This is a genomic window from Streptomyces sp. NPDC018029 (genome assembly GCF_044327655.1).
Classification (GTDB): Bacteria; Actinomycetota; Actinomycetes; order Streptomycetales; family Streptomycetaceae; genus Streptomyces.
Genome location: NZ_JBIRFV010000003.1, coordinates 125,029 through 144,362, shown reverse-complemented (window position 1 = coordinate 144,362; position 19,334 = coordinate 125,029). Strand labels below are relative to the sequence as shown.

Annotated in this window: 28 protein-coding genes; 3 read left to right on the top strand and 25 right to left on the bottom strand. The window is 67.9% G+C overall.

Annotated elements, in window-relative coordinates; all coding sequences use genetic code 11:
- Positions 1 to 23: 23 nt before the first annotated feature.
- Entirely contained in the window at positions 24 to 392 is a 369-nt protein-coding gene (locus ACH4D5_RS09295) for a holo-ACP synthase (RefSeq protein ID WP_398300225.1), read from the bottom strand.
- Positions 393 to 497: 105 nt separating this feature from the next.
- On the opposite strand from ACH4D5_RS09295, the gene coaA reads away from it, so the two are divergent.
- Both coaA and ACH4D5_RS09285 read left to right on the top strand, forming a co-directional pair.
- Positions 498 to 1,496: a type I pantothenate kinase gene (gene coaA / locus ACH4D5_RS09290; RefSeq protein ID WP_398300223.1), complete on the top strand. Its 999-nt coding sequence runs from the start codon at positions 498 to 500 to the stop codon at positions 1,494 to 1,496.
- A gap of 22 nt (positions 1,497 to 1,518) precedes the next feature.
- Entirely contained in the window at positions 1,519 to 2,466 is a 948-nt protein-coding gene (locus ACH4D5_RS09285) for a DUF389 domain-containing protein (protein WP_398300221.1), read from the top strand.
- On the opposite strand, the gene glmM is transcribed toward ACH4D5_RS09285, so the two are convergent.
- From glmM to ACH4D5_RS09265, 4 genes are all read right to left on the bottom strand, one after another.
- Positions 2,463 to 3,830, bottom strand: a complete 1,368-nt coding sequence (gene glmM / locus ACH4D5_RS09280) for a phosphoglucosamine mutase (RefSeq protein ID WP_398300219.1) — start codon at positions 3,828 to 3,830, stop codon at positions 2,463 to 2,465. The genes ACH4D5_RS09285 and glmM overlap by 4 nt on opposite strands.
- A gap of 117 nt (positions 3,831 to 3,947) precedes the next feature.
- Positions 3,948 to 4,469 carry a 30S ribosomal protein S9 gene (gene rpsI / locus ACH4D5_RS09275; protein ID WP_150185750.1) on the bottom strand — a complete coding sequence of 174 codons (522 nt, stop codon included), beginning with the start codon at positions 4,467 to 4,469 and terminating at the stop codon, positions 3,948 to 3,950.
- A 42-nt stretch (positions 4,470 to 4,511) separates the two neighbouring features.
- Positions 4,512 to 4,955: a 50S ribosomal protein L13 gene (rplM, locus tag ACH4D5_RS09270; RefSeq protein WP_030782512.1), complete on the bottom strand. Its 444-nt coding sequence runs from the start codon at positions 4,953 to 4,955 to the stop codon at positions 4,512 to 4,514.
- A 244-nt stretch (positions 4,956 to 5,199) separates the two neighbouring features.
- Positions 5,200 to 6,426 (bottom strand): glycosyltransferase family 87 protein, encoded by a 1,227-nt coding sequence (locus ACH4D5_RS09265; protein WP_398300217.1) that lies wholly within the window; start codon positions 6,424 to 6,426, stop codon positions 5,200 to 5,202.
- A 74-nt stretch (positions 6,427 to 6,500) separates the two neighbouring features.
- On the opposite strand from ACH4D5_RS09265, the gene ACH4D5_RS09260 reads away from it, so the two are divergent.
- Positions 6,501 to 7,367 carry a hypothetical protein gene (locus ACH4D5_RS09260; protein WP_398300215.1) on the top strand — a complete coding sequence of 289 codons (867 nt, stop codon included), beginning with the start codon at positions 6,501 to 6,503 and terminating at the stop codon, positions 7,365 to 7,367.
- Positions 7,368 to 7,382: 15 nt separating this feature from the next.
- Here the strand turns inward: ACH4D5_RS09260 and truA are convergent, their stop codons facing one another.
- From truA to rplN, 20 genes are all read right to left on the bottom strand, one after another.
- Entirely contained in the window at positions 7,383 to 8,237 is an 855-nt protein-coding gene (truA, locus tag ACH4D5_RS09255; protein WP_398300213.1) for a tRNA pseudouridine(38-40) synthase TruA, read from the bottom strand.
- Between the two features lie 92 nt (positions 8,238 to 8,329).
- Positions 8,330 to 8,818 (bottom strand): 50S ribosomal protein L17, encoded by a 489-nt coding sequence (rplQ, locus tag ACH4D5_RS09250; protein WP_398300211.1) that lies wholly within the window; start codon positions 8,816 to 8,818, stop codon positions 8,330 to 8,332.
- Positions 8,819 to 8,953: 135 nt separating this feature from the next.
- Positions 8,954 to 9,976: a DNA-directed RNA polymerase subunit alpha gene (locus ACH4D5_RS09245; protein WP_016645160.1), complete on the bottom strand. Its 1,023-nt coding sequence runs from the start codon at positions 9,974 to 9,976 to the stop codon at positions 8,954 to 8,956.
- 118 nt (positions 9,977 to 10,094) lie between these two features.
- The gene (gene rpsK, locus ACH4D5_RS09240; protein ID WP_003948617.1) at positions 10,095 to 10,499 is read right to left on the bottom strand and encodes a 30S ribosomal protein S11; all 405 of its coding nucleotides are present in this window, start codon (positions 10,497 to 10,499) and stop codon (positions 10,095 to 10,097) included.
- 65 nt (positions 10,500 to 10,564) lie between these two features.
- Entirely contained in the window at positions 10,565 to 10,945 is a 381-nt protein-coding gene (gene rpsM, locus ACH4D5_RS09235; protein WP_030782528.1) for a 30S ribosomal protein S13, read from the bottom strand.
- Positions 10,946 to 11,135: 190 nt separating this feature from the next.
- The gene (rpmJ, locus tag ACH4D5_RS09230) at positions 11,136 to 11,249 is read right to left on the bottom strand and encodes a 50S ribosomal protein L36 (RefSeq protein ID WP_003948619.1); all 114 of its coding nucleotides are present in this window, start codon (positions 11,247 to 11,249) and stop codon (positions 11,136 to 11,138) included.
- A 58-nt stretch (positions 11,250 to 11,307) separates the two neighbouring features.
- Positions 11,308 to 11,529 (bottom strand): translation initiation factor IF-1, encoded by a 222-nt coding sequence (gene infA / locus ACH4D5_RS09225; protein WP_003948620.1) that lies wholly within the window; start codon positions 11,527 to 11,529, stop codon positions 11,308 to 11,310.
- A gap of 315 nt (positions 11,530 to 11,844) precedes the next feature.
- Complete coding sequence (gene map / locus ACH4D5_RS09220) at positions 11,845 to 12,681, bottom strand: type I methionyl aminopeptidase (RefSeq protein WP_398300208.1); 837 nt, start codon at positions 12,679 to 12,681, stop codon at positions 11,845 to 11,847.
- A gap of 124 nt (positions 12,682 to 12,805) precedes the next feature.
- A complete protein-coding gene (locus ACH4D5_RS09215; RefSeq protein ID WP_398300206.1) occupies positions 12,806 to 13,459 on the bottom strand; it encodes an adenylate kinase in 654 nt (217 codons plus the stop codon).
- The gene (secY, locus tag ACH4D5_RS09210) at positions 13,459 to 14,772 is read right to left on the bottom strand and encodes a preprotein translocase subunit SecY (RefSeq protein ID WP_398300204.1); all 1,314 of its coding nucleotides are present in this window, start codon (positions 14,770 to 14,772) and stop codon (positions 13,459 to 13,461) included. Before secY ends, ACH4D5_RS09215 begins: the two co-directional genes overlap by 1 nt.
- Positions 14,773 to 14,996: 224 nt before the next feature.
- The gene (gene rplO, locus ACH4D5_RS09205; RefSeq protein ID WP_062775150.1) at positions 14,997 to 15,452 is read right to left on the bottom strand and encodes a 50S ribosomal protein L15; all 456 of its coding nucleotides are present in this window, start codon (positions 15,450 to 15,452) and stop codon (positions 14,997 to 14,999) included.
- Position 15,453: 1 nt separating this feature from the next.
- Entirely contained in the window at positions 15,454 to 15,636 is a 183-nt protein-coding gene (rpmD, locus tag ACH4D5_RS09200; protein WP_005481207.1) for a 50S ribosomal protein L30, read from the bottom strand.
- Complete coding sequence (rpsE, locus tag ACH4D5_RS09195; protein WP_055564834.1) at positions 15,636 to 16,241, bottom strand: 30S ribosomal protein S5; 606 nt, start codon at positions 16,239 to 16,241, stop codon at positions 15,636 to 15,638. The genes rpmD and rpsE overlap by 1 nt, the downstream gene beginning before the upstream one ends.
- A gap of 41 nt (positions 16,242 to 16,282) precedes the next feature.
- A complete protein-coding gene (gene rplR, locus ACH4D5_RS09190) occupies positions 16,283 to 16,666 on the bottom strand; it encodes a 50S ribosomal protein L18 (RefSeq protein ID WP_398300201.1) in 384 nt (127 codons plus the stop codon).
- Between the two features lie 3 nt (positions 16,667 to 16,669).
- A complete protein-coding gene (gene rplF / locus ACH4D5_RS09185) occupies positions 16,670 to 17,209 on the bottom strand; it encodes a 50S ribosomal protein L6 (RefSeq protein WP_055527119.1) in 540 nt (179 codons plus the stop codon).
- A 21-nt stretch (positions 17,210 to 17,230) separates the two neighbouring features.
- Positions 17,231 to 17,629, bottom strand: coding sequence for a 30S ribosomal protein S8 (rpsH, locus tag ACH4D5_RS09180; RefSeq protein ID WP_018528360.1), 399 nt, complete (start codon positions 17,627 to 17,629; stop codon positions 17,231 to 17,233).
- Between the two features lie 221 nt (positions 17,630 to 17,850).
- A complete protein-coding gene (locus ACH4D5_RS09175) occupies positions 17,851 to 18,036 on the bottom strand; it encodes a type Z 30S ribosomal protein S14 (protein ID WP_003956452.1) in 186 nt (61 codons plus the stop codon).
- Between the two features lie 5 nt (positions 18,037 to 18,041).
- Entirely contained in the window at positions 18,042 to 18,599 is a 558-nt protein-coding gene (gene rplE / locus ACH4D5_RS09170; RefSeq protein WP_362994433.1) for a 50S ribosomal protein L5, read from the bottom strand.
- A complete protein-coding gene (gene rplX, locus ACH4D5_RS09165) occupies positions 18,599 to 18,922 on the bottom strand; it encodes a 50S ribosomal protein L24 (protein WP_030685463.1) in 324 nt (107 codons plus the stop codon). The genes rplE and rplX overlap by 1 nt, the downstream gene beginning before the upstream one ends.
- A gap of 2 nt (positions 18,923 to 18,924) precedes the next feature.
- Entirely contained in the window at positions 18,925 to 19,293 is a 369-nt protein-coding gene (gene rplN / locus ACH4D5_RS09160) for a 50S ribosomal protein L14 (protein ID WP_003974257.1), read from the bottom strand.
- Positions 19,294 to 19,334: the final 41 nt, after the last annotated feature.

The following is a 19,334-nucleotide window of genomic DNA, read 5'->3' as shown; positions in this document are numbered from 1 at the left end:
CAGTCTCCCCCGCGCGGAACTTCCTAGCCCTCCGCCACCACCACCGCGGAAGCAACCCCCGCGTCATGGCTCAGCGACACGTGCCAGGACCGGACCCCCAGCGCGGAAGCCCGCTCGGCCACGGTCCCCCGCACCCGCACCCGCGGCTGCCCGCTCTCCTCCACATACACCTCGGCGTCCGTCCACCGGAGCCCCGCGGGCGCCCCCAGCGCCTTCGCCAGCGCCTCCTTCGCGGCGAACCGCGCCGCCAGCGAAGCGATCCCCCGCCGCTCGCCGCCCGGCAGCAGCAACTCGCTCTCCACGAACAGCCGATCGGCCATCCCGGGCGTCCGCTCCAGCGCCGCCCCGAACCGCTCGATCTCCGCAACGTCAATGCCAACCCCGATAATCACCGGCTCAGCGTGACACAGCTCCCCGGCCCCCCGGCGCGGCCCGGGTGACGTACCCCACCCCCCACCCACCACCCCATCCCGTTCAACCAGCCGTAACAATGGACCGTGATCTCTTCGGTCTCTGTGCCCCCGACGGCACCGCGGAGCGCCCACCGGCACAGGCCGGAGGCGACTCCCTACCTCGACCTCACCCGCACCGAGTGGAGCGCGCTTCGCGAGAAGACGCCCCTCCCCCTCACCGCGGAGGAGCTGGAACGGCTCCGCGGCCTCGGCGACGTCATCGACCTGGACGAGGTCCGTGACATCTACCTCCCGCTCTCCCGCCTCCTGAACCTCTACGTGGGCGCGACGGACGGCCTGCGCGGCGCCCTCAACACGTTCCTCGGCGAGAAGGGGTCCCAGTCCGGCACCCCCTTCGTCATAGGGGTCGCCGGCTCCGTCGCGGTCGGCAAGTCCACCGTCGCCCGCCTCCTCCAGGCCCTGCTCTCCCGCTGGCCGGAACACCCCCGCGTGGAGCGGGTCACGACGGACGGCTTCCTGCTGCCCACCAAGGAGCTGGAGGCCCGCGGCCTGATGTCGCGCAAGGGCTTCCCGGAGTCGTACGACCGCCGCGCCCTCACCCGTTTCGTCGCGGACATCAAGGCCGGCAAGGACGAGGTCACGGCGCCCGTCTACTCGCACCTGATCTACGACATCGTGCCGGACCGGCGCCTCACGGTCCGCCGCCCCGACATCCTCATCGTCGAGGGCCTGAACGTCCTGCAGCCCGCCCTCCCCGGCAAGGACGGCCGCACCCGCGTGGGCCTCGCGGACTACTTCGACTTCAGCGTGTACGTCGACGCCCGCGCCGACGACATCGAGCGCTGGTACCTGAACCGCTTCAAGAAGCTGCGCCAGACGGCGTTCCAGGACCCGTCCTCATACTTCCGCAAGTACACCCAGGTGTCGGAGGAGGAAGCCCTCGACTACGCCCGCACGACCTGGCGCACCATCAACAAGCTGAACCTCGTCGAGAACGTGGCCCCGACCCGCAGCCGCGCCACGCTCGTCGTCCGCAAGGGCCCGGACCACAAGGTCCAGCGCCTGAGCCTGCGCAAGCTCTGAAAAGCCCCGCTAACCTGCGCACATGCTGCACCTGCGCCTGATCACACCCCCGGACAGAACCGACGACGTGGTCCACCTGATCGAGCGAACGGTCGGCACCACCCACCTCGCGGTGCTCACGGGCGCAGCCCGCAACCCGGCGGGCGACGTCGTCATGTGCGACGTGGCCCGCGAGGCGGGCGACGAGCTGATCGGCGGCCTGCGCGCGCTCGGCATCGACGAGTCGGGGTCGATCGCCGTCGAGAACATCGACCTGTCGCTCTCCAGGCGCGCGGACCGGGCGGAGGACGACGCGCCGGGCGAGGCGGCCGACGCGGTTCTCTGGGAGCAGCTGGCCGACGCGACCCACGAGGAGTCGACGCTCTCGGCCACGTACGTCACGTTCATCACGCTCGCCACGATGATCGCGGCCTGCGGCGTGGTCCTCGACAACGCCATCCTGATCGTGGGCGCGATGGCGGTGGGCCCGGAGTTCGGCCCGCTGGCCGGGGTCTGCACGGCCGTGGCCCAGCGCACGCCCCGCCTCGCCCTGCGCTCCCTGGTCGCCCTGCTCGTGGGCTTCGCGGCGGCGATGGTGGTGACGGTGGGGTTCAGCTACTTCATGGACGCGCTGGACCTGTTCACGCACGACGCGCTGGAGTCGGAGCGCCCGAACACCAACTTCATCTACCGCCCCGACTGGTTCTCGTTCGTCGTCGCGGTCCTCGCGGGGTCGGCGGGCATGCTCTCGCTCACCTCGGCGAAGTCGGGCGCCCTGGTCGGCGTGGCGATCTCCGTGACGACGGTCCCCGCGGCGGCGAACGCGGCGGTCGCCTTCAGCTACTCCGAGTACAAGCAGGCCTGGGGCTCCACCGAGCAGCTTCTCCTGAACCTGCTCGGCATCGTCCTCGCCGGCACGCTCACGCTGCTGATCCAGAAACTCCTCTGGGCCGCACAGCGCGAGCGCACCGCGAAATCACCGCGCTCCTAGCCCAGCGCCGACTTCACCACGTCGGCGAGCCGTCCCGCGACGGACCGGGCCTGCTCGATGTCGGCGGCCTCGACCATGACCCGCACCAGCGGCTCGGTCCCGGAGGGGCGCAGCAGCACCCGGCCCGTGGAGCCCAGCTCGCGCTCGGCCTCGGTGACGGCGGCGGACAGCTCCGCGGAGGTCTTCACGCGCGACTTGTCGACGTCCGGCACGTTGATCAGGACCTGCGGGAGCCGCTCCATGACGCTCGCGAGGTCCGCGAGGGACCGTCCCGTCTCGGCGACCCGGGCCGCGAGCAGCAGCCCGGTCAGCGTGCCGTCGCCGGTCGTGGCGTGGTCCAGGACGATGACGTGCCCGGACTGCTCGCCGCCGAGGGCGAAGCCGTGCTCCTTCATCGCCTCCAGGACATACCGGTCGCCGACGGCGGTCTGCACCAGGGAGAGCCCCTGGCCCTCCATGGCGAGCTTGAAGCCGAGGTTGGACATGACCGTGGCGACAACGGTGTCGTGACGCAGCGTGCCGTGCTCCCGCATGGCGAGGGCCAGCACGGCGAGGATCTGGTCGCCGTCGACCTCGGCACCGGTGTGGTCCACGGCGAGGCACCGGTCGGCGTCCCCGTCGTGCGCGACGCCGAAGTCGGCCTTGTGCTCGACGACGGCGGCCTTGAGCAGGTCGAGGTGCGTGGACCCGCACCCGTCGTTGATGTTCAGGCCGTCGGGCTGGGCGCCGATCGTGATGACCTCGGCGCCGGCGCGGGCGAAGGCCTCGGGCGAGACGCGGGCGGCGGCGCCGTGCGCCTCGTCGAGGACGATCTTCAGTCCGTCGAGGCGGTTGGGGAGGACGCCGATGAGGTGGGCGACGTACTGGTCGAGTCCCTGGTCGTACGCCTTCACGCGGCCGACGGCAGCGCCGGTGGGCCGCTGCCGGGGGGTGCCGGTGCGGCTCACGAACTGCTGGTCGTACTCGGCCTCGATGCGGTCCTCCAGCTCGTCGGCGAGCTTGTGGCCGCCGCGGGCGAAGAACTTGATGCCGTTGTCCGGCATGGCGTTGTGGCTGGCGGAGAGCATCACGCCGAGGTCGGCGCCCAGCGCACCGGTGAGATGCGCCACCGCGGGGGTGGGCAGCACACCGACGCGCAGGACGTCCACACCCGCGCTCGCGAGGCCCGCGACCACGGCGGCCTCCAGGAACTCCCCGGACGCGCGCGGGTCACGCCCGACCACCGCCACCGGGCGATGGCCTTCAAAGGTGCCCGCCTCGGCCAGTACGTGCGCCGCCGCCACGGAGAGTCCGAGCGCGAGCTCGGCCGTCAGATCCGCGTTGGCGACACCGCGCACGCCGTCCGTGCCGAAGAGTCGTCCCACTGCTGTCCTCCGAACGTTCCAGAAAAACGAATTGCCTCAGGGGTTCCTGAATAGACGAACGCCCCGGCAGCACGGTGAGTGCCGCCGGGGCGAACGAGAAGTACGAGCAGGCAGCGATTAGCGCTTGCTGTACTGCGGGGCCTTGCGGGCCTTCTTGAGACCTGCCTTCTTGCGCTCGACCGCACGGTCGTCACGCTTGAGGTAACCGGCCTTCTTGAGGGCGCCGCGGTTGTTCTCGACGTCGGCCTCGTTCAGCGCACGGGCGACACCGAGACGGAGCGCACCGGCCTGACCGGAGACGCCGCCACCCGAGATGCGGGCGATGACGTCGTAGCGGCCGTCGAGCTCGAGCACCTTGAAGGGCTCGTTGACTTCCTGCTGGTGGACCTTGTTCGGGAAGTAGTCCTCGAGCGTGCGCCCGTTGACCTTCCACTTGCCGGTGCCCGGGACGATCCGGACGCGGGCGATGGCGTTCTTGCGACGGCCCAGGCCGGCGGCCGGCTGGGGGTCGCCGAAGCGCGCGGCGTTCGACTCCGAGGTGTACTCGCCCTCGACGGGCGCCTCGGACTCGGTGGTGTACTGCTCTACGTCGACACCCTCGGTCTCTTCGACCGGCTGCTCAACGGTGGTCTCGGCCACGATTCTCCTCAGATTTCTTTACGTCTTTGGGGGTGGCCGGAACTACTGCGCGACCTGGGTGATCTCGAACGGGACCGGCTGCTGAGCGCCGTGCGGGTGCTGGTCGCCCGCGTAGACCTTCAGCTTCGAGAGCATCTGACGGCCCAGGGTGTTCTTGGGGAGCATGCCCTTGACGGCCTTCTCGACAGCCTTCTCGGGGCTCTTCTCGAGCAGCTCGTCGTAACGGACGGAACGCAGACCACCCGGGTAGCCGGAGTGGCGGTACGCCATCTTCTGGGTCTTCTTGTTGCCGGAGAGGTGCACCTTCTCCGCGTTGATGATGATGACGAAGTCACCGGTGTCAACGTGGGGGGCGTAGATCGGCTTGTGCTTGCCACGCAGGAGGGTGGCAGCGGTGGTCGCCAGACGACCGAGGACGATGTCCCGGGCGTCGATGACGTGCCACTGGCGGGTCACATCGCCGGGCTTGGGGCTGTACGTACGCACTTAGTAGCCTTCGCTTCTTCAGTGGATGGGGTCCAGACACACGGCACCCAGGAAGCGATCATGCAGCTGGGGCTCACAATGCCGGGGACGCTGCCCGTATGCGAGCCACTGGTAACTGCTCCAGGGAACCTACGTAAGGGCCCTTTCGCGTGAGATCGAGGACACCAATACGTATCAATCCCCGAGAGTACCCGTGCCGCCCCGTACCGGTCAAAACGCGGCTCTGAAGACCGGCACCGGCGACTCACACACCACGGACAGGTCTGCACTCATCAGGGTAACGGCCCGCCCGCCCCACCCCGCACCGACCGCACAGCGCCCCCGCCGCGCACGCCCACGCCCCCGACGCGCACGCCCACCCGGCCGCGCCCGCGAGCAGGCACAACGTGACCGCGTCCTTGAAGGCCCGCCGCGTCCCCGGTTCGAGCCACGGCCACGCGAAACCCGGCACCTGCGGCACCAGCGCCACCCAGAACCACGGGCTCCGCGCCACCGCCCCCGGCGTCAGCACCCCCGCGAGCAGCAGCGGGACCACGACGAGGAGGTAGTGGTCGTACGAGGGACGGGAGACGAGGAAGGCCGACAGCATCAGCATCACGGCGCATTCCACGGTCCTCGCCGGCCCCTCGTCCCCCCGACGCCACCGCCGCCAGGCACACCACACCCCGGCCGTCGCCGCACACAGGGCCAGCAGCGTGGCGCCCGTCTGCGGCACCCCGACCCGCGCGAGCACCGCGGACGGCGACGCCTCATAGAGACGTACGAAGGAGTCCTCCCCCCGCAGCAGGAAGGGCAGCGTCCGCGTGAAGAACCCGGCGGGGTCCGGCATGACGAGCGCCGCGGCCGCCGACACCAGGACGGGCACGCCCACCGCGGCCCCCAGCGCCCGCCACCGGCGCGCCAGGACGAAGAGCAGCACGACGGGCGCGAGCAGCGGCTTCACGGCGACGGCGGCGCCGATGACGAGCCCGGCCGCGACCCACCGGCCGCGGCAGCCGAGCAGCAGGGCGAGCGGCAGCGCGGCGACGGAGCCCACCGTCCAGTTGCCGAGCTGGACGAGGTGCCCGAAGGGCGCGAAGCCGAGCGCGAGCCCGAGCAGGCCGTACGCCGCGAACCGGCTGCGCCACGGCACCCCGTGCACGCGCAGGGCGCACGCCCACCCGACGACGAGCCCGGCGGTCACGCCCGCGGGCACGAGGAACCGCACGACGTCCACGGGCAGCAGCGCCTGCGGCACCGCCGCGAGCACGGCACCGGGGAGATAGAGGAAGTGCGGGTCGGCGTAGGGCGAGCGGCCGTCGAGCCACGCCTCGGCGGCCCGCACCACGATGTCGTTGTCCATGCCGCCGTCCGGCACGCGCAGCCCCACCCGGACCACCGCGGCGACCAGGACCACCCCGAGCACCCACCGGACGTGCCACTCGGCCGGCCGCAACAACCACCCACTAACCGCCGTTTTGCCCGTTTCCATACGCCTCAGGCTAGGGCTCAGAGCCCACGCAACCCCCGCTCAACATCCCTGAAAGCACGTCTAAGATGCGCCCCATGAGCTTTGGGCAAGGGGGACCTCAGTGGGGTCCGGGCGGAACGGGCGGACCCGGCGGCGGACCCGCGCCCGACTGGGCGGCGCTCGCCGAGGCCGCCGAGGCGCGCACCCGCCGCCGGAAGTGGCTGATGATCGGCGGCGGCGCGCTCGCCACCATCGGCATCGCGGCCGCCGTGGCCATCACGGTCGTCTCCGCGAACAGCGACGACACCACCGCGTCGAACAAACCCGCGAGCGAACTGCCGACGGCCGCGGACATCCCCGGCGCGAGCACCGACTCAGGACCGACCTTCGAGGCGACCACACCGCCGCCCCCGCCGGACCCCAAGGACTTCATCTCCAGCGCCAAGAAGGACAAGGCGCCGCTCACCCCCGAGGGCCTCTTCCCCGGCAAGTCCCTGCGAGCGGGCGAGCGCGTCTACAAGAAGGGCCCGACCGACTCCACCGCCAACTGCGCGTCCGTCACCCAGCTCGCCCTCGGCTCCGTCCTGGCCAAGCACGACTGCACGCGCCTGATCCGCGCCAGCTACATCAGGAACGGCATCGCCGTCACGGTCGGCGTCGCCGTCTTCGACACCGCGTCCGACGCGGCGAAGGTCAAGGACGAGGTGAAGAAGGGCCTCGTCACCTCCCTCTCCGGCAAGGGCGTGCCCTCCTTCTGCCGCACGGGCGTGTGCCGCGGCACCTACAACGCCTACGGCCGCTACGCCTACTTCACCACCACCGGCTACACCAGCGGCAAGAACGTGACGACGTCGGACCGCAAGGCCTACGCCGTCGGCGACGACCTGGCCCGCTTCGCCTTCCACCGCATCAACCAGCGGGGCGAGGCCCAGGCGTCGGCCGCGGCCAATGCCCCGCAGTAGCGCCCGGCCCGGGGCTCAGCAGCACCCGGCCCCGGGCAGCGTCCGCTTGTTGCGCGCCTCCTTGTTGCGCGCGGCGAGCAGCTCGTCGGCGGGATAGCCGACCTCTTCGAGGGTGAGCCCGTGCGGCCGCACGACATGCACGGCGGAGTCCCGCACACCGGCCGCGAGCACCTTGCCCGGCCACTCCACGGGCCGGTGCCCGTCCCCCACGAACAGCATGGCGCCGACGAGCGAGCGCACCATGTTGTGGCAGAACGCGTCGGCCCGCACGGTCGCTTCGAGGATCCCGTCGGCCCGCCGCTCCCACCGCAGCTCCTGCAGCGTACGAATGGTCGTGGCACCCTCACGCCGCTTGCAGTAGGCGGCGAAGTCGTGCTCGCCGATGAGCCGCTCGGCGGCGGCGTTCATGGCGTCGAGGTCCAACTCCCAGTCGTGCCACAGCACATGGCCGCGCAGCAGCGGGTCGACGCCGCCGGGGTGGTCGGTGACGCGGTAGGCGTAGCGCCGCCACACCGCGGAGAAGCGCGCGTTGAACCCGGCGGGCGCCTCGGCGACCTTCCACACCCGCACGTCGTGCGGCAGCCGCCCGGCGAGCCGCCGCAGCAGCTTGTCGCGGTGCTCGTCCCAGACGGCCTCGGGCAGGTCCACGTGCGCCACCTGCCCCCGCGCGTGCACCCCGCTGTCGGTCCGGCCCGCGACCGTCAGATCGTACGTCTCCTGGGACCGCGTCACGGTCCGCAGCGCGGCCTCGATCTCCCCCTGGACGGTCCGCTGCCCCTGGCGCTGCTTGGCCCAGCCGGAGAAGTCCTTCCCGTCGTACGAAAGGTCCAGCCGCACCCGCACGAACCCGGGCTCTACTTCATCGCTCACACCAACAATCCTCTCAGCACCAGCTCAGCACCAGGTACACGCGAAAGCGGGCCCGCCCCGAAGGGCGGACCCGCTCACAGCAAGGCAGAGCCTCAGGCGTCCTTCGACTCCTCGGCGGCCTCGTCACCCTTGGTCGTGTCGACCTTGGGCTCCGAAACCTCGGCGTCCTTGGCGGCGCGCTTGGTGGCGGCCTCGGCCTCACCGGTGGCCTCCTGGGCCACGGTCAGGGCCTCCACCAGCTCGATGATCGCCATGGGCGCGTTGTCGCCACGGCGGTTACCGATCTTGGTGATACGGGTGTAGCCACCCGGGCGGTTCTCGTAGCGCGGGCCGATCTCCGTGAAGAGCGTGTGCACGATGCTCTTGTCGGTGATGACGGACAGCACCTGGCGGCGGTTGTGAAGGTCACCCTTCTTCGCCTTGGTGACCAGACGCTCCGCGTACGGACGCAGGCGACGGGCCTTCGCCTCGGTGGTGGTGATGCGGCCGTGCTCGAAGAGCTGCTTGGCGAGGTTCGCCAGCAGAAGCTTCTCGTGCGCGGCGCTGCCGCCCAGACGGGCACCCTTGGTGGGCTTCGGCATGGTGTTTCTCCTTGATGTCTGCCCCGGCCGTATCAGGTACCGGGGTCAGTGGCCGCGCCCCGATAGGGGCGCGGGGAACTGCGCGATCAACCACAACGATCCCGCAGCCAAATTCAAACCGCTGGTCCCGAGCTCTTAGTACTGCTCGGTCTCAACGAAGCCGGCGTCCGCGTCGTCGTCCGCACCGAAGGCGTCCGCGGCGGCGGTCGGGTCGAACCCGGGAGGCGAGTCCTTCAGCGCGAGACCCATGCCGTTGAGCTTCATCTTGACCTCGTCGATCGACTTCGCACCGAAGTTGCGAATGTCGAGCAGGTCCGCCTCGGAGCGGGCCACGAGCTCGCCCACCGAGTGGATGCCCTCACGCTTGAGGCAGTTGTACGACCGGACGGTGAGCTCGAGCTCCTCGATCGGCAGCGCCAGGTCGGCGGCGAGGGCGGCGTCCGTCGGGGACGGGCCCATGTCGATGCCCTCGGCGTCGATGTTGAGCTCGCGGGCCAGACCGAACAGCTCGACCAGGGTCTTGCCGGCCGACGCCATGGCGTCGCGCGGACGCATGGCCTGCTTGGTCTCGACGTCGACGATCAGCTTGTCGAAGTCGGTGCGCTGCTCGACACGGGTCGCCTCGACCTTGTACGTGACCTTGAGCACCGGGGAGTAGATCGAGTCGACCGGGATGCGCCCGATCTCCTGACCGACCTGCTTGTTCTGGACGGCGGAGACGTAGCCGCGGCCGCGCTCGACGGTCAGCTCCATCTCCAGCTTGCCCTTGCCGTTGAGCGTGGCGAGGACGAGGTCGGGGTTGTGCACCTCGACGCCGGCCGGCGGGGCGATGTCGGCGGCGGTGACCAGACCCGGGCCCTGCTTGCGCAGGTACATCACGACGGGCTCGTCGTGCTCCGAGGAGACGACCAGCTGCTTGATGTTGAGGATGAGGTCGGTGACGTCTTCCTTGACACCCGGCACGGTGGTGAACTCGTGCAGGACACCGTCGATACGGATCGACGTGACCGCCGCACCCGGGATCGAGGAGAGAAGGGTCCGGCGGAGGGAGTTGCCGAGGGTGTAGCCGAAGCCCGGCTCCAGCGGCTCGATGACGAACCGCGAGCGGAACTCGTCGACGACCTCTTCGGTCAGCGACGGGCGCTGTGCAATAAGCATGAAGGAATCCTTCAGTCAGGGGCACCCACTATTTGATGCCCTGAAATCACTACAAGGGTACGGGCGGCACGCCTCCGAAGAGCCGTACCGCCCGCACTCTCAGATCAAGCAGCCTGCGTCAGACGCGGCGGCGCTTGGGCGGACGGCAGCCGTTGTGCGGCGTGGGCGTCACGTCCTGGATCGAGCCGACCTCGAGGCCGGTCGCCTGGAGCGAACGGATGGCGGTCTCGCGACCGGAACCCGGGCCCTTGACGAACACGTCGACCTTGCGCATGCCGTGCTCCTGCGCGCGACGGGCAGCCGACTCGGCGGCCATCTGCGCGGCGAACGGCGTGGACTTGCGCGAGCCCTTGAAGCCGACGTGGCCGGCGGAGGCCCACGAGATCACGTTGCCGGTCGGGTCCGTGATGGACACGATCGTGTTGTTGAACGTGCTCTTGATGTGAGCGTGCCCGTGGGCAACGTTCTTCTTTTCCTTGCGGCGCACCTTCTTGGCAGCGCCCTGACGACCCTTGGGGGGCATCTATAACTCCTACGGGAGGTGGTCGGTCCTGCAGCGTCAGCTGTCGATAGACCGCTGAGCGAGGACTACTTCTTGCCCGGCTTCTTCTTACCGGCGATGGCGCGACGCGGGCCCTTGCGGGTGCGGGCGTTCGTGCTGGTGCGCTGACCGCGGACGGGCAGGCCACGACGGTGGCGCAGACCCTGGTAGCAGCCGATCTCGACCTTGCGACGGATGTCGGCCTGGATCTCGCGACGCAGGTCACCCTCGGTCTTGATGTTGGCGTCCACGTACTCGCGGATCTTGACGAGGTCTTCCTCGGTCAGGTCGCGAACGCGGGTGTTGCGGTCCACCTCGGTGGCGTCCAGCGTCTGCTGGGCCAGCGTGCGGCCGATGCCGAACACGTAGGTGAGGGCGACCTCGATGCGCTTTTCGCGCGGGAGGTCAACGCCTTCAACGCGTGCCATTCATGGCTCCTGTTGATTCTTCGGAGGTCTTCAGCAGAACCACTCCCAGCGGCCGTACGAGGTACCTACTGGGTCCCCGGCCTCCGACCGGGGGTGTCGCCCTCCATTACCTGAATGGAACTGAAGAGGGACGGGTGCTGCGTATCTACTTACTTGCGTCGCGCGAAAATCTGCGAACTGCAGTCGTGCGTCAGCCCTGGCGCTGCTTGTGGCGCGGGTTGTCGCAGATGATCATGACCCGGCCGTGACGGCGGATCACCCTGCACTTGTCGCAGATCTTCTTGACGCTCGGCTTGACCTTCATTGGGTGAGGTTCTCCGGGTCAGTGCCACCACCCCGCGTGAGCGGGATGCGGGCAAGATCTACTTGTACCGGTAGACGATCCGGCCACGCGTCAGGTCGTACGGAGACAGCTCCACCACGACCCGGTCGTCAGGGAGGATGCGGATGTAGTGCATGCGCATCTTGCCGCTGATGTGTGCCAGGACCTGGTGGCCGTTCTGGAGCTCCACCTTGAACATGGCGTTCGGAAGAGACTCGACGACAGTGCCTTCGATCTCGATGGCACCTTGCTTCTTGGCCACGCTTCGCCCTTCGAATCGACTACCTTGATCGACTACATGCTCCGTATGCAGACACACGGATGCACGAGAGCCGACGCGTCAGTCTACGTCAGTGCACTCGGAAAGACGAATCGAGAAAGTCTGCCCCATGCCGTAGATCGTTAAGCAACCGGCCGGCCCACCAGCGCCGCATGTCGCACCGCACTCCTATGGGCAGACGCGCCCAGTGGTGCCGCACTGCTGTGGGCAGGCGTGCCGCAGGGCGGCACGGGTGGGCACAGCCCACGGCGCCGCCCCGCGAGAACCACGGCTCTCGCCCCGGCGCAGCCGGACCCCTCAGCCCAGCGGGTCCGGGGCCGGGGTCACCCCGTACGCCGCGAGGCGCTCGCGTCCGCAGTCCGGGGCCGTCAGGACGAGCGGGCCCGCCTCCGTGAGGGCGACCGAGTGCTCCCAGTGCGAGGACCACGTGCCGTCCGTCGTGATGACGGTCCAGTCGTCCTCCAGGACCTCCGTGCGGGGCGTGCCGAGGGAGACCATGGGCTCGATGGCCAGGCAGAAGCCGGGGACCAACTTGGGGCCCTTGCCGCGGCGGCGCTCGACGTAGTTCAGGAGGTGGGGGTCCATGTGCATCTCGGTGCCGATGCCGTGCCCGCCGTAGTCCTCGACGATCCCGTACTTCCCGCCGCCCGGCTTCGGCTGGCGGCGGATGTACGTCTCGATGGCACGCGAGACGTCGACGAGCCGGTTGCCCTGCTTCATGGCCGCGATGCCGGCCCACATCGACTCCTCGGTCACCCGGGAGAGCTCGATCAGCTCCGGGGCGTGACCGGTGCCCACGAAGGCGGTGTAGGCGGCGTCACCGTGCCAGCCGTCGACGATCGCGCCGGCGTCGATGGAGATGATGTCGCCGTCCTTGAGGACGGTCTTGTCGTCCGGGATGCCGTGCACGACGACCTCATTGACCGAGGTGCAGATCGTCGCGGGGAAGCCGCCGTACCCCAGGAAGTTGGACTTCGCGCCGTGCTCGGCGATCACCTTGCGGGCGACGTCGTCGAGATCCTTCGTGGTGGCGCCGGGCACCGCGGCCTCACGGGTCGCGGCGTGAATCGCGGCGACGACAAGGCCCGCCTCACGCATCTTCGCGATCTGCTCGGGGGTCTTGATCTGCACCATGGGGCTTCCGCTCTCCGTCATCCGTCCAACAACCGGCTACGTACGAACCGACTACGTACACAACAGTACGGCCGCGGTCCCCCGAAGGGCACCGCGGCCGAAACAGCGTACTGGTTACTCGTGGCTACTTGTCGCCCTTGAGCGCGTCCATCGCACGCGCCGTGACCTCGTCCACCTTGCCGAGCGCGGAGATCGTCACGACCAGACCCTGGGTCCGGTAGTAGTCGATGATCGGCTCGGTCTGCGTGTGGTAGACCTCGAGGCGCTTGCGGACGGTGTCCTCGCTGTCGTCCTCGCGCTGGTAGAGCTCGCCGCCGCAGACGTCACAGACGCCCTCCTGCTTCGGCTTGCTGTACGTCACGTGGAAGACGTGGCTGGAGTCCTTGCGGCAGATCCGCCGGCCGGCGATCCGCTTGACGACCTCGTCCTCCGGGACCTCCAGGTCCAGGACGGCGTCGAGCTTCACGTCATCGGCCTTGAGCGCCACGTCCAGCGCCTCCGCCTGCGACACGTTGCGCGGGAACCCGTCGAGCAGGAAGCCGTTCTCGGCGTCCGGCTGCGCCATCCGGTCCTTCGCCATGCCGATGGTCACCTCGTCGGGCACGAGGTTGCCGGCGTCCATGTACGCCTTCGCCTGCTTGCCCAGCTCCGTGCCCTGGCTGATGTTGGCACGGAAGAGGTCGCCCGTGGAGATGTGCGGGATCGACAGGTTCTTGGCGAGGAACGCGGCCTGCGTTCCCTTGCCCGCACCGGGCGGCCCGACGAGGACGATACGCATCAGCGGAGGAACCCTTCGTAATTGCGCTGCTGGAGCTGGCTCTCGATCTGCTTCACGGTTTCCAGACCCACACCCACGATGATGAGGATGCTCGTCCCGCCGAACGGGAAGTTCTGGTTTGCCCCGAAGCCCACCAACGCCATCGTCGGCACAAGAGCGATCAGACCCAGATACAGCGAACCCGGCCAGGTGATCCGGTTGAGTACGTAGCTCAGATACTCAGCGGTCGGACGGCCAGCCCGGATGCCCGGGATGAAGCCACCATACTTCTTCATGTTGTCGGCGACTTCCTCGGGGTTGAAGGAGATCGCGACGTAGAAGAAGGCGAAGAAGACGATCAGGATGAAGTACGTGGCGATGTAAATCGGATGGTCACCCTTGGTCAGGTTCGCCTCGATCCACGTCTTCCAGCCCGAGTTGCCACCCGCGAACTGGGCGACCAGCGCCGGAATGTAGAGCAGCGACGAGGCGAAGATCACAGGGATGATGCCCGCCTGATTGACCTTCAACGGGATGTACGTCGACGTCCCGCCGTAGGACCGGCGGCCGATCATGCGCTTCGCGTACTGGACCGGAATGCGGCGCTGCGCCTGCTCGACGAAGACCACCAGGCCGACCATGACGAGACCGACCGCGATGACGGTGCCGAACTCGATCCAGCCGTTGGCCAGGTCACCCTGCTGCTTGATGGCCCACAGGGCGCTCGGGAAGGTCGCGGCGATCGAGATGAACATCAGGATCGACATGCCGTTGCCGATGCCGCGGTCGGTGATGAGCTCACCGAGCCACATCACACAGGCCGTACCGGCGGTCATCGTGATGACCATCGTGATCGTCACGAAGATCGACTGGTCGGGGACGATCTCACTGGCGACGGGGCAGCCCTGGAAGAGGGTGCCGGTGCGGGCGGTGGCCACCAGGCCGGTGCCCTGAAGAATCGCGAGCGCGATGGTCAGATAGCGCGTGTACTGCGTGATCTTCGCTGTGCCGGCCTGGCCCTCCTTCTTGAGGGCCTCGAGTCGCGGGATCACCACGGTCAACAGCTGCAGAATGATGCTCGCCGTGATGTACGGCATGATGCCGAGCGCGAAGATCGTGATCTGCAGCAGCGCGCCACCGCTGAACATGTTGACGAGACCGAACAGGCCCTGGTTCGCATTGGCGTTGTCGATGCAGGCCTGGACGTTCTTGTAGTCGACACCGGGGATCGGCACATGCGTACCCACCCGGTAGATCACGATGATGCCGAGCGTGAAGAGCAGCTTCTTGCGCAGGTCGGGCGTCTTGAACGCCCGGGCGAACGCGGTGAGCACGGTGCCTCCTGCGACCCCCGCGCGCGTGCGCCAGAGGTGATGGTCTGAGGATCGACGAATACATATCAGTCAAGAAAACCGTGCGGGCAGACCGCACGGAGCTTAGACAGTGCACGCCACCTTACCGGCGACCGTGCCCCCCTTGGAACGACCAACCGGGGATGCCCCTTTTGTGGGGCATCCCCGGCTGGGAATCGCTCATGTCATCGACACGTCTTGATGAATCAGACGAGCTCGGTGACGGTACCGCCCGCGGCGGTGATCTTCTCCTTGGCGGAGCCGGAGACGGCGTCGACCGTCACCTGCAGCGCCACGGTGAGCTCACCCTGGCCGAGCACCTTGACGAGGCTGTTCTTGCGAACGGCACCCTTGGCGACGAGACCCTCGACGGTGACCTCGCCACCCTCGGGGTACAGCGCGCTCAGCTTGTCGAGGTTCACGACCTGGAACTCGGTCTTGAACGGGTTCTTGAAGCCCTTGAGCTTCGGGAGACGCATGTGGAGGGGCATCTGGCCACCCTCGAAGCGCTCCGGAACCTGGTAACGGGCCTTGGTGCCCTTGGTACCACGACCAGCGGTCTTACCCTTGGACGCCTCACCACGACCCACACGGGTCTTGGCGGTCTTGGCGCCCGGGGCGGGCCGGAGGTTGTGGACCTTCAGCGGGTTCTGCTCCGCCATGTCAGTCGACCTCCTCAACCGTCACGAGGTGGCGGACGGTGTGCACCATTCCGCGGAACTCGGGGCGGTCCTCCTTGACGACCTGCGTGTTGATGCCCTTGAGACCAAGGGAACGCAGGGTGTCGCGGTGGTTCTGCTTGCTGCCGATGTACGACTTCGTCTGCGTGATCTTGAGCTGTGCCATTACGCACCCGCTCCCGCACGAGCACGAAGCAGAGCCGCGGGGGCGACGTCCTCGAGGGGCAGACCACGGCGAGCCGCGATCTCCTCGGGACGCTGCAGGCCCTTGAGGGCCGCCACGGTCGCGTGCACGATGTTGATCGCGTTGTCGGAGCCCAGGGACTTCGACAGGATGTCGTGAACGCCGGCGCACTCGAGCACCGCACGCACCGGGCCACCGGCGATAACACCGGTACCGGGGGAAGCAGGCTTCAGCAGGACGACGCCCGCGGCCTTCTCACCCTGGATGGGGTGCGGGATGGTGCCCTGGATACGGGGGACCTTGAAGAAGTGCTTCTTGGCCTCCTCAACACCCTTGGCGATGGCGGCCGGCACCTCCTTGGCCTTGCCGTAACCGACACCCACGGTGCCGTCACCGTCGCCCACTACGACGAGCGCAGTGAAGCTGAAGCGACGACCACCCTTCACAACCTTGGCGACGCGGTTGATCGCGACAACGCGCTCAACGTACGCGGTCTTCTCGGCGGCGGCGTTGCCACCGTCGCGACCCTTCCGGTCCCGCCGCTCGCCGCCACCGGCACCGCCACCGCGGCGCTGGGGTCCAGCCATTGGAATTACCTCTCTCTGTTTCCGCTAGCTACGGAACCGACTCAGAACTTGAGTCCGGCTTCGCGGGCGGCGTCCGCCAGGGCGGCGATGCGCCCGGCGTACTGGTTACCACCACGGTCGAACACGACAGTCTCGACACCGGCGGCCTTGGCGCGCTCGGCGACCAGGGCGCCGACCGACTTGGCCTGCGCGGACTTGTCGCCCTCGGCGCCGCGGATCGTGGTGTCCAGGGTCGAAGCCGACGCCAGGGTGTGACCCTTGATGTCGTCGATGACCTGGGCCACGATGTGGCGGTTGGAACGCGTCACGACCAGGCGCGGACGCTCAGCCGTACCCGAGATGTGCTTACGGATGCGGATGTGACGACGCTTGATGGCAGCACGCTTGTAAGCGTCGCCCTTAGCAATCTTGACACCGTATGCCATGGCTTACTTACCCGCCTTTCCGACCTTGCGGCGGATGACTTCGCCTTCGTACTTGACGCCCTTGGCCTTGTACGGGTCGGGCTTGCGCAGCTTGCGGATGTTGGCCGCAACCTCGCCGACCTTCTGCTTGTCGATGCCCTCGACCGAGAACTTGGTCGCCGATTCGACCTTGAAGGAGATGCCCTCGGGCGCCTCGATCAGGATCGGGTGGCTGTAGCCGAGCGAGAACTCCAGGTTGGAGCCCTTCGCCAGGACGCGGTAACCGACACCGCTGATTTCGAGCTTCTTCACGTAACCCTGGGTCACGCCGGTGATCATGTTCGCCACCAGCGTGCGGGACAGGCCGTGGAGGGCCTTGTTCTGACGCTCGTCGTTCGGGCGGGTGACGTTCAGAACGCCGTCCTCACCCTTAGCGATCTCGATCGGCGCGACGATGGTGTGGCTCAGGGTGCCCTTGGGACCCTTGACCGCGACCGTCTGGCCGTCGATGGTGACGTCCACGCCGGCGGGAACCGTGATGGGGAGCTTGCCAATACGCGACATTAGCTATTCCTCCGTTCCCGACTACCAGACGTAGGCGAGGACTTCCCCACCTACGCCCTTCTTGCCTGCCTGCTGGCCGGTCAGGAGACCGTGCGACGTGGAGATGATCGCCACGCCGAGGCCGCCGAGGACCTTCGGCAGGTTGGTGGACTTCGCGTAAACCCGGAGACCGGGCTTGGAGATCCGCTTGATGCCCGCGATGGAGCGCTCACGGTTCGGGCCGAACTTCAGCTCGAGAACGAGGTTCTTGCCGACCTCGGCGTCCTCGACCTTCCAGCCCGTGATGAAGCCCTCCTGCTGGAGGATCTCCGCGATGTGAGACTTGATCTTGCTGTGCGGCATCGCCACGGTGTCGTGGTACGCCGAGTTCGCGTTACGCAGACGAGTCAGCATGTCCGCGATCGGATCAGTCATGGTCATGAATTGGCCTTCGGCCTCTCTCGCCGGGGTTTCCTATCTGCGCCATCCCTCTCCCCACTCAGAGGCAGGACGGGTGCGGCGCGGGGACCTACGGCGTAGTAAGTCGGTCAGGGCGGCAGACGCCCAACCCTCCTAGCCTAAGCCATGTGGAGGACGGCATCTGCCAACCCTTTACTTACCGAGAGATCCAGGAGTCCCAGAAACCTTCGAAAAGGTGGGGACTACCAGGAGCTCTTGGTCACGCCCGGGAGCTCGCCACGGTGAGCCATCTCACGAAGGCACACGCGGCAGAGGCCGAACTTGCGGTAGACGGAGTGCGGGCGGCCGCAGCGCTGGCAGCGGGTGTACGCACGCACACCGAACTTGGGCTTACGAGCAGCCTTGGCAATCAGAGCCTTCTTCGCCATCTCGCTTACGCCTCCTTGAACGGGAAGCCGAGGTGACGAAGGAGCGCACGGCCCTCAGCGTCGTTGGTCGCCGTGGTCACCACGGTGATGTCCATACCCCGGACGCGGTCGATCTTGTCCTGGTCGATCTCGTGGAACATGACCTGCTCCGTGAGACCGAAGGTGTAGTTGCCACGGCCGTCGAACTGCTTGGGGGACAGACCACGGAAGTCGCGGATGCGCGGCAGCGCGAGCGACAGGGTGCGGTCCAGGAACTCCCACATGCGGTCGCCACGGAGCGTGACGTGGCAGCCGATCGGCTGGCCCTCGCGCAGCTTGAACTGCGCGATGGACTTCCGGGCCTTCGTCACGGCCGGCTTCTGGCCGGTGATCGTGGTGAGGTCGCGGATGGCGCCGTCGATCAGCTTCGAGTCACGGGCGGCGTCGCCGACACCCATGTTGACCACGATCTTGACCAGGCCGGGGATCTGCATGACGTTCTCGTAAGAGAACTCCTCACGCAGCTTGTCCTTGATCTCGTCGCGGTACTTCGTCTTGAGACGCGGAGTGGTGGTGGTCGTCATCAGATGTCCTCACCCGTCCGCTTGGCAACGCGGATCTTGTTGCCCTCGTCGTCGAAGCGGTATCCGACGCGCGTGACAACCTTGTTGCCGTCCTTCTCCACGACCAGCTGGACGTTGGAGACGTGGACGGGGGCCTCGGTGGTCACGATGCCGCCGGCCTGCGAGCCGCTGGCGGTCGGGCCGGCCTTCGTGTGCTTCTTGACCCGGTTGACACCCTCGACCAGGACGCGCTCCTCGCGCGGGTAAGCGGCAATGACCTTGCCCTGCTTGCCCTTGTCCTTACCGGTGATGACCTGGACCAGGTCGCCCTTCTTGATCTTCATGCTTACAGCACCTCCGGCGCGAGCGAGATGATCTTCATGAACTTCTTCTCGCGCAGCTCACGGCCGACAGGGCCGAAGATACGGGTGCCGCGAGGGTCGCCGTCGTTCTTCAGAATGACGGCGGCGTTCTCGTCGAAGCGGATGTACGAGCCGTCCGGACGGCGGCGCTCCTTGACGGTGCGAACGATGACCGCCTTGACGACGTCACCCTTCTTCACGTTGCCACCGGGGATCGCGTCCTTGACGGTGGCGACGATGACGTCACCGATGCCCGCGTAGCGGCGACCCGAGCCACCGAGAACACGGATGGTGAGAATTTCCTTCGCACCCGTGTTGTCGGCGACGCGCAGTCGCGACTCCTGCTGGATCACGTCTATCTCCTGATTGTCTGCCGGTTCCCCCGGGGCAGTTC

What these genes read in the sequence shown, in the direction of transcription:
- map (WP_398300208.1), bottom strand. Translation starts at nt 12,681, where the DNA reads ATGGTGCAGATCAAGACCCCCGAGCAGATCGCGAAGATGCGTGAGGCG.
- rpsK (WP_003948617.1), bottom strand. Translation starts at nt 10,499, where the DNA reads ATGCCCCCCAAGGGTCGTCAGGGCGCTGCCAAGAAGGTGCGCCGCAAG.
- ACH4D5_RS09260 (WP_398300215.1), top strand. Translation starts at nt 6,501, where the DNA reads ATGAGCTTTGGGCAAGGGGGACCTCAGTGGGGTCCGGGCGGAACGGGC.
- rplE (WP_362994433.1), bottom strand. Translation starts at nt 18,599, where the DNA reads ATGACGACCACCACCACTCCGCGTCTCAAGACGAAGTACCGCGACGAG.
- rplR (WP_398300201.1), bottom strand. Translation starts at nt 16,666, where the DNA reads ATGGCATACGGTGTCAAGATTGCTAAGGGCGACGCTTACAAGCGTGCT.
- ACH4D5_RS09215 (WP_398300206.1), bottom strand. Translation starts at nt 13,459, where the DNA reads ATGCGTATCGTCCTCGTCGGGCCGCCCGGTGCGGGCAAGGGAACGCAG.
- ACH4D5_RS09175 (WP_003956452.1), bottom strand. Translation starts at nt 18,036, where the DNA reads ATGGCGAAGAAGGCTCTGATTGCCAAGGCTGCTCGTAAGCCCAAGTTC.
- rpsE (WP_055564834.1), bottom strand. Translation starts at nt 16,241, where the DNA reads ATGGCTGGACCCCAGCGCCGCGGTGGCGGTGCCGGTGGCGGCGAGCGG.
- rpsH (WP_018528360.1), bottom strand. Translation starts at nt 17,629, where the DNA reads ATGACCATGACTGATCCGATCGCGGACATGCTGACTCGTCTGCGTAAC.
- ACH4D5_RS09265 (WP_398300217.1), bottom strand. Translation starts at nt 6,426, where the DNA reads ATGGAAACGGGCAAAACGGCGGTTAGTGGGTGGTTGTTGCGGCCGGCC.
- ACH4D5_RS09245 (WP_016645160.1), bottom strand. Translation starts at nt 9,976, where the DNA reads ATGCTTATTGCACAGCGCCCGTCGCTGACCGAAGAGGTCGTCGACGAG.
- rpmJ (WP_003948619.1), bottom strand. Translation starts at nt 11,249, where the DNA reads ATGAAGGTCAAGCCGAGCGTCAAGAAGATCTGCGACAAGTGCAGGGTG.
- ACH4D5_RS09285 (WP_398300221.1), top strand. Translation starts at nt 1,519, where the DNA reads ATGCTGCACCTGCGCCTGATCACACCCCCGGACAGAACCGACGACGTG.
- rplO (WP_062775150.1), bottom strand. Translation starts at nt 15,452, where the DNA reads ATGGCGGAGCAGAACCCGCTGAAGGTCCACAACCTCCGGCCCGCCCCG.
- rpsM (WP_030782528.1), bottom strand. Translation starts at nt 10,945, where the DNA reads ATGGCACGCGTTGAAGGCGTTGACCTCCCGCGCGAAAAGCGCATCGAG.
- rplF (WP_055527119.1), bottom strand. Translation starts at nt 17,209, where the DNA reads ATGTCGCGTATTGGCAAGCTCCCCATCACGGTTCCCGCCGGCGTGGAC.
- rplQ (WP_398300211.1), bottom strand. Translation starts at nt 8,818, where the DNA reads ATGCCGAAGCCCACCAAGGGTGCCCGTCTGGGCGGCAGCGCCGCGCAC.
- rplX (WP_030685463.1), bottom strand. Translation starts at nt 18,922, where the DNA reads ATGAAGATCAAGAAGGGCGACCTGGTCCAGGTCATCACCGGTAAGGAC.
- rpmD (WP_005481207.1), bottom strand. Translation starts at nt 15,636, where the DNA reads ATGGCACAGCTCAAGATCACGCAGACGAAGTCGTACATCGGCAGCAAG.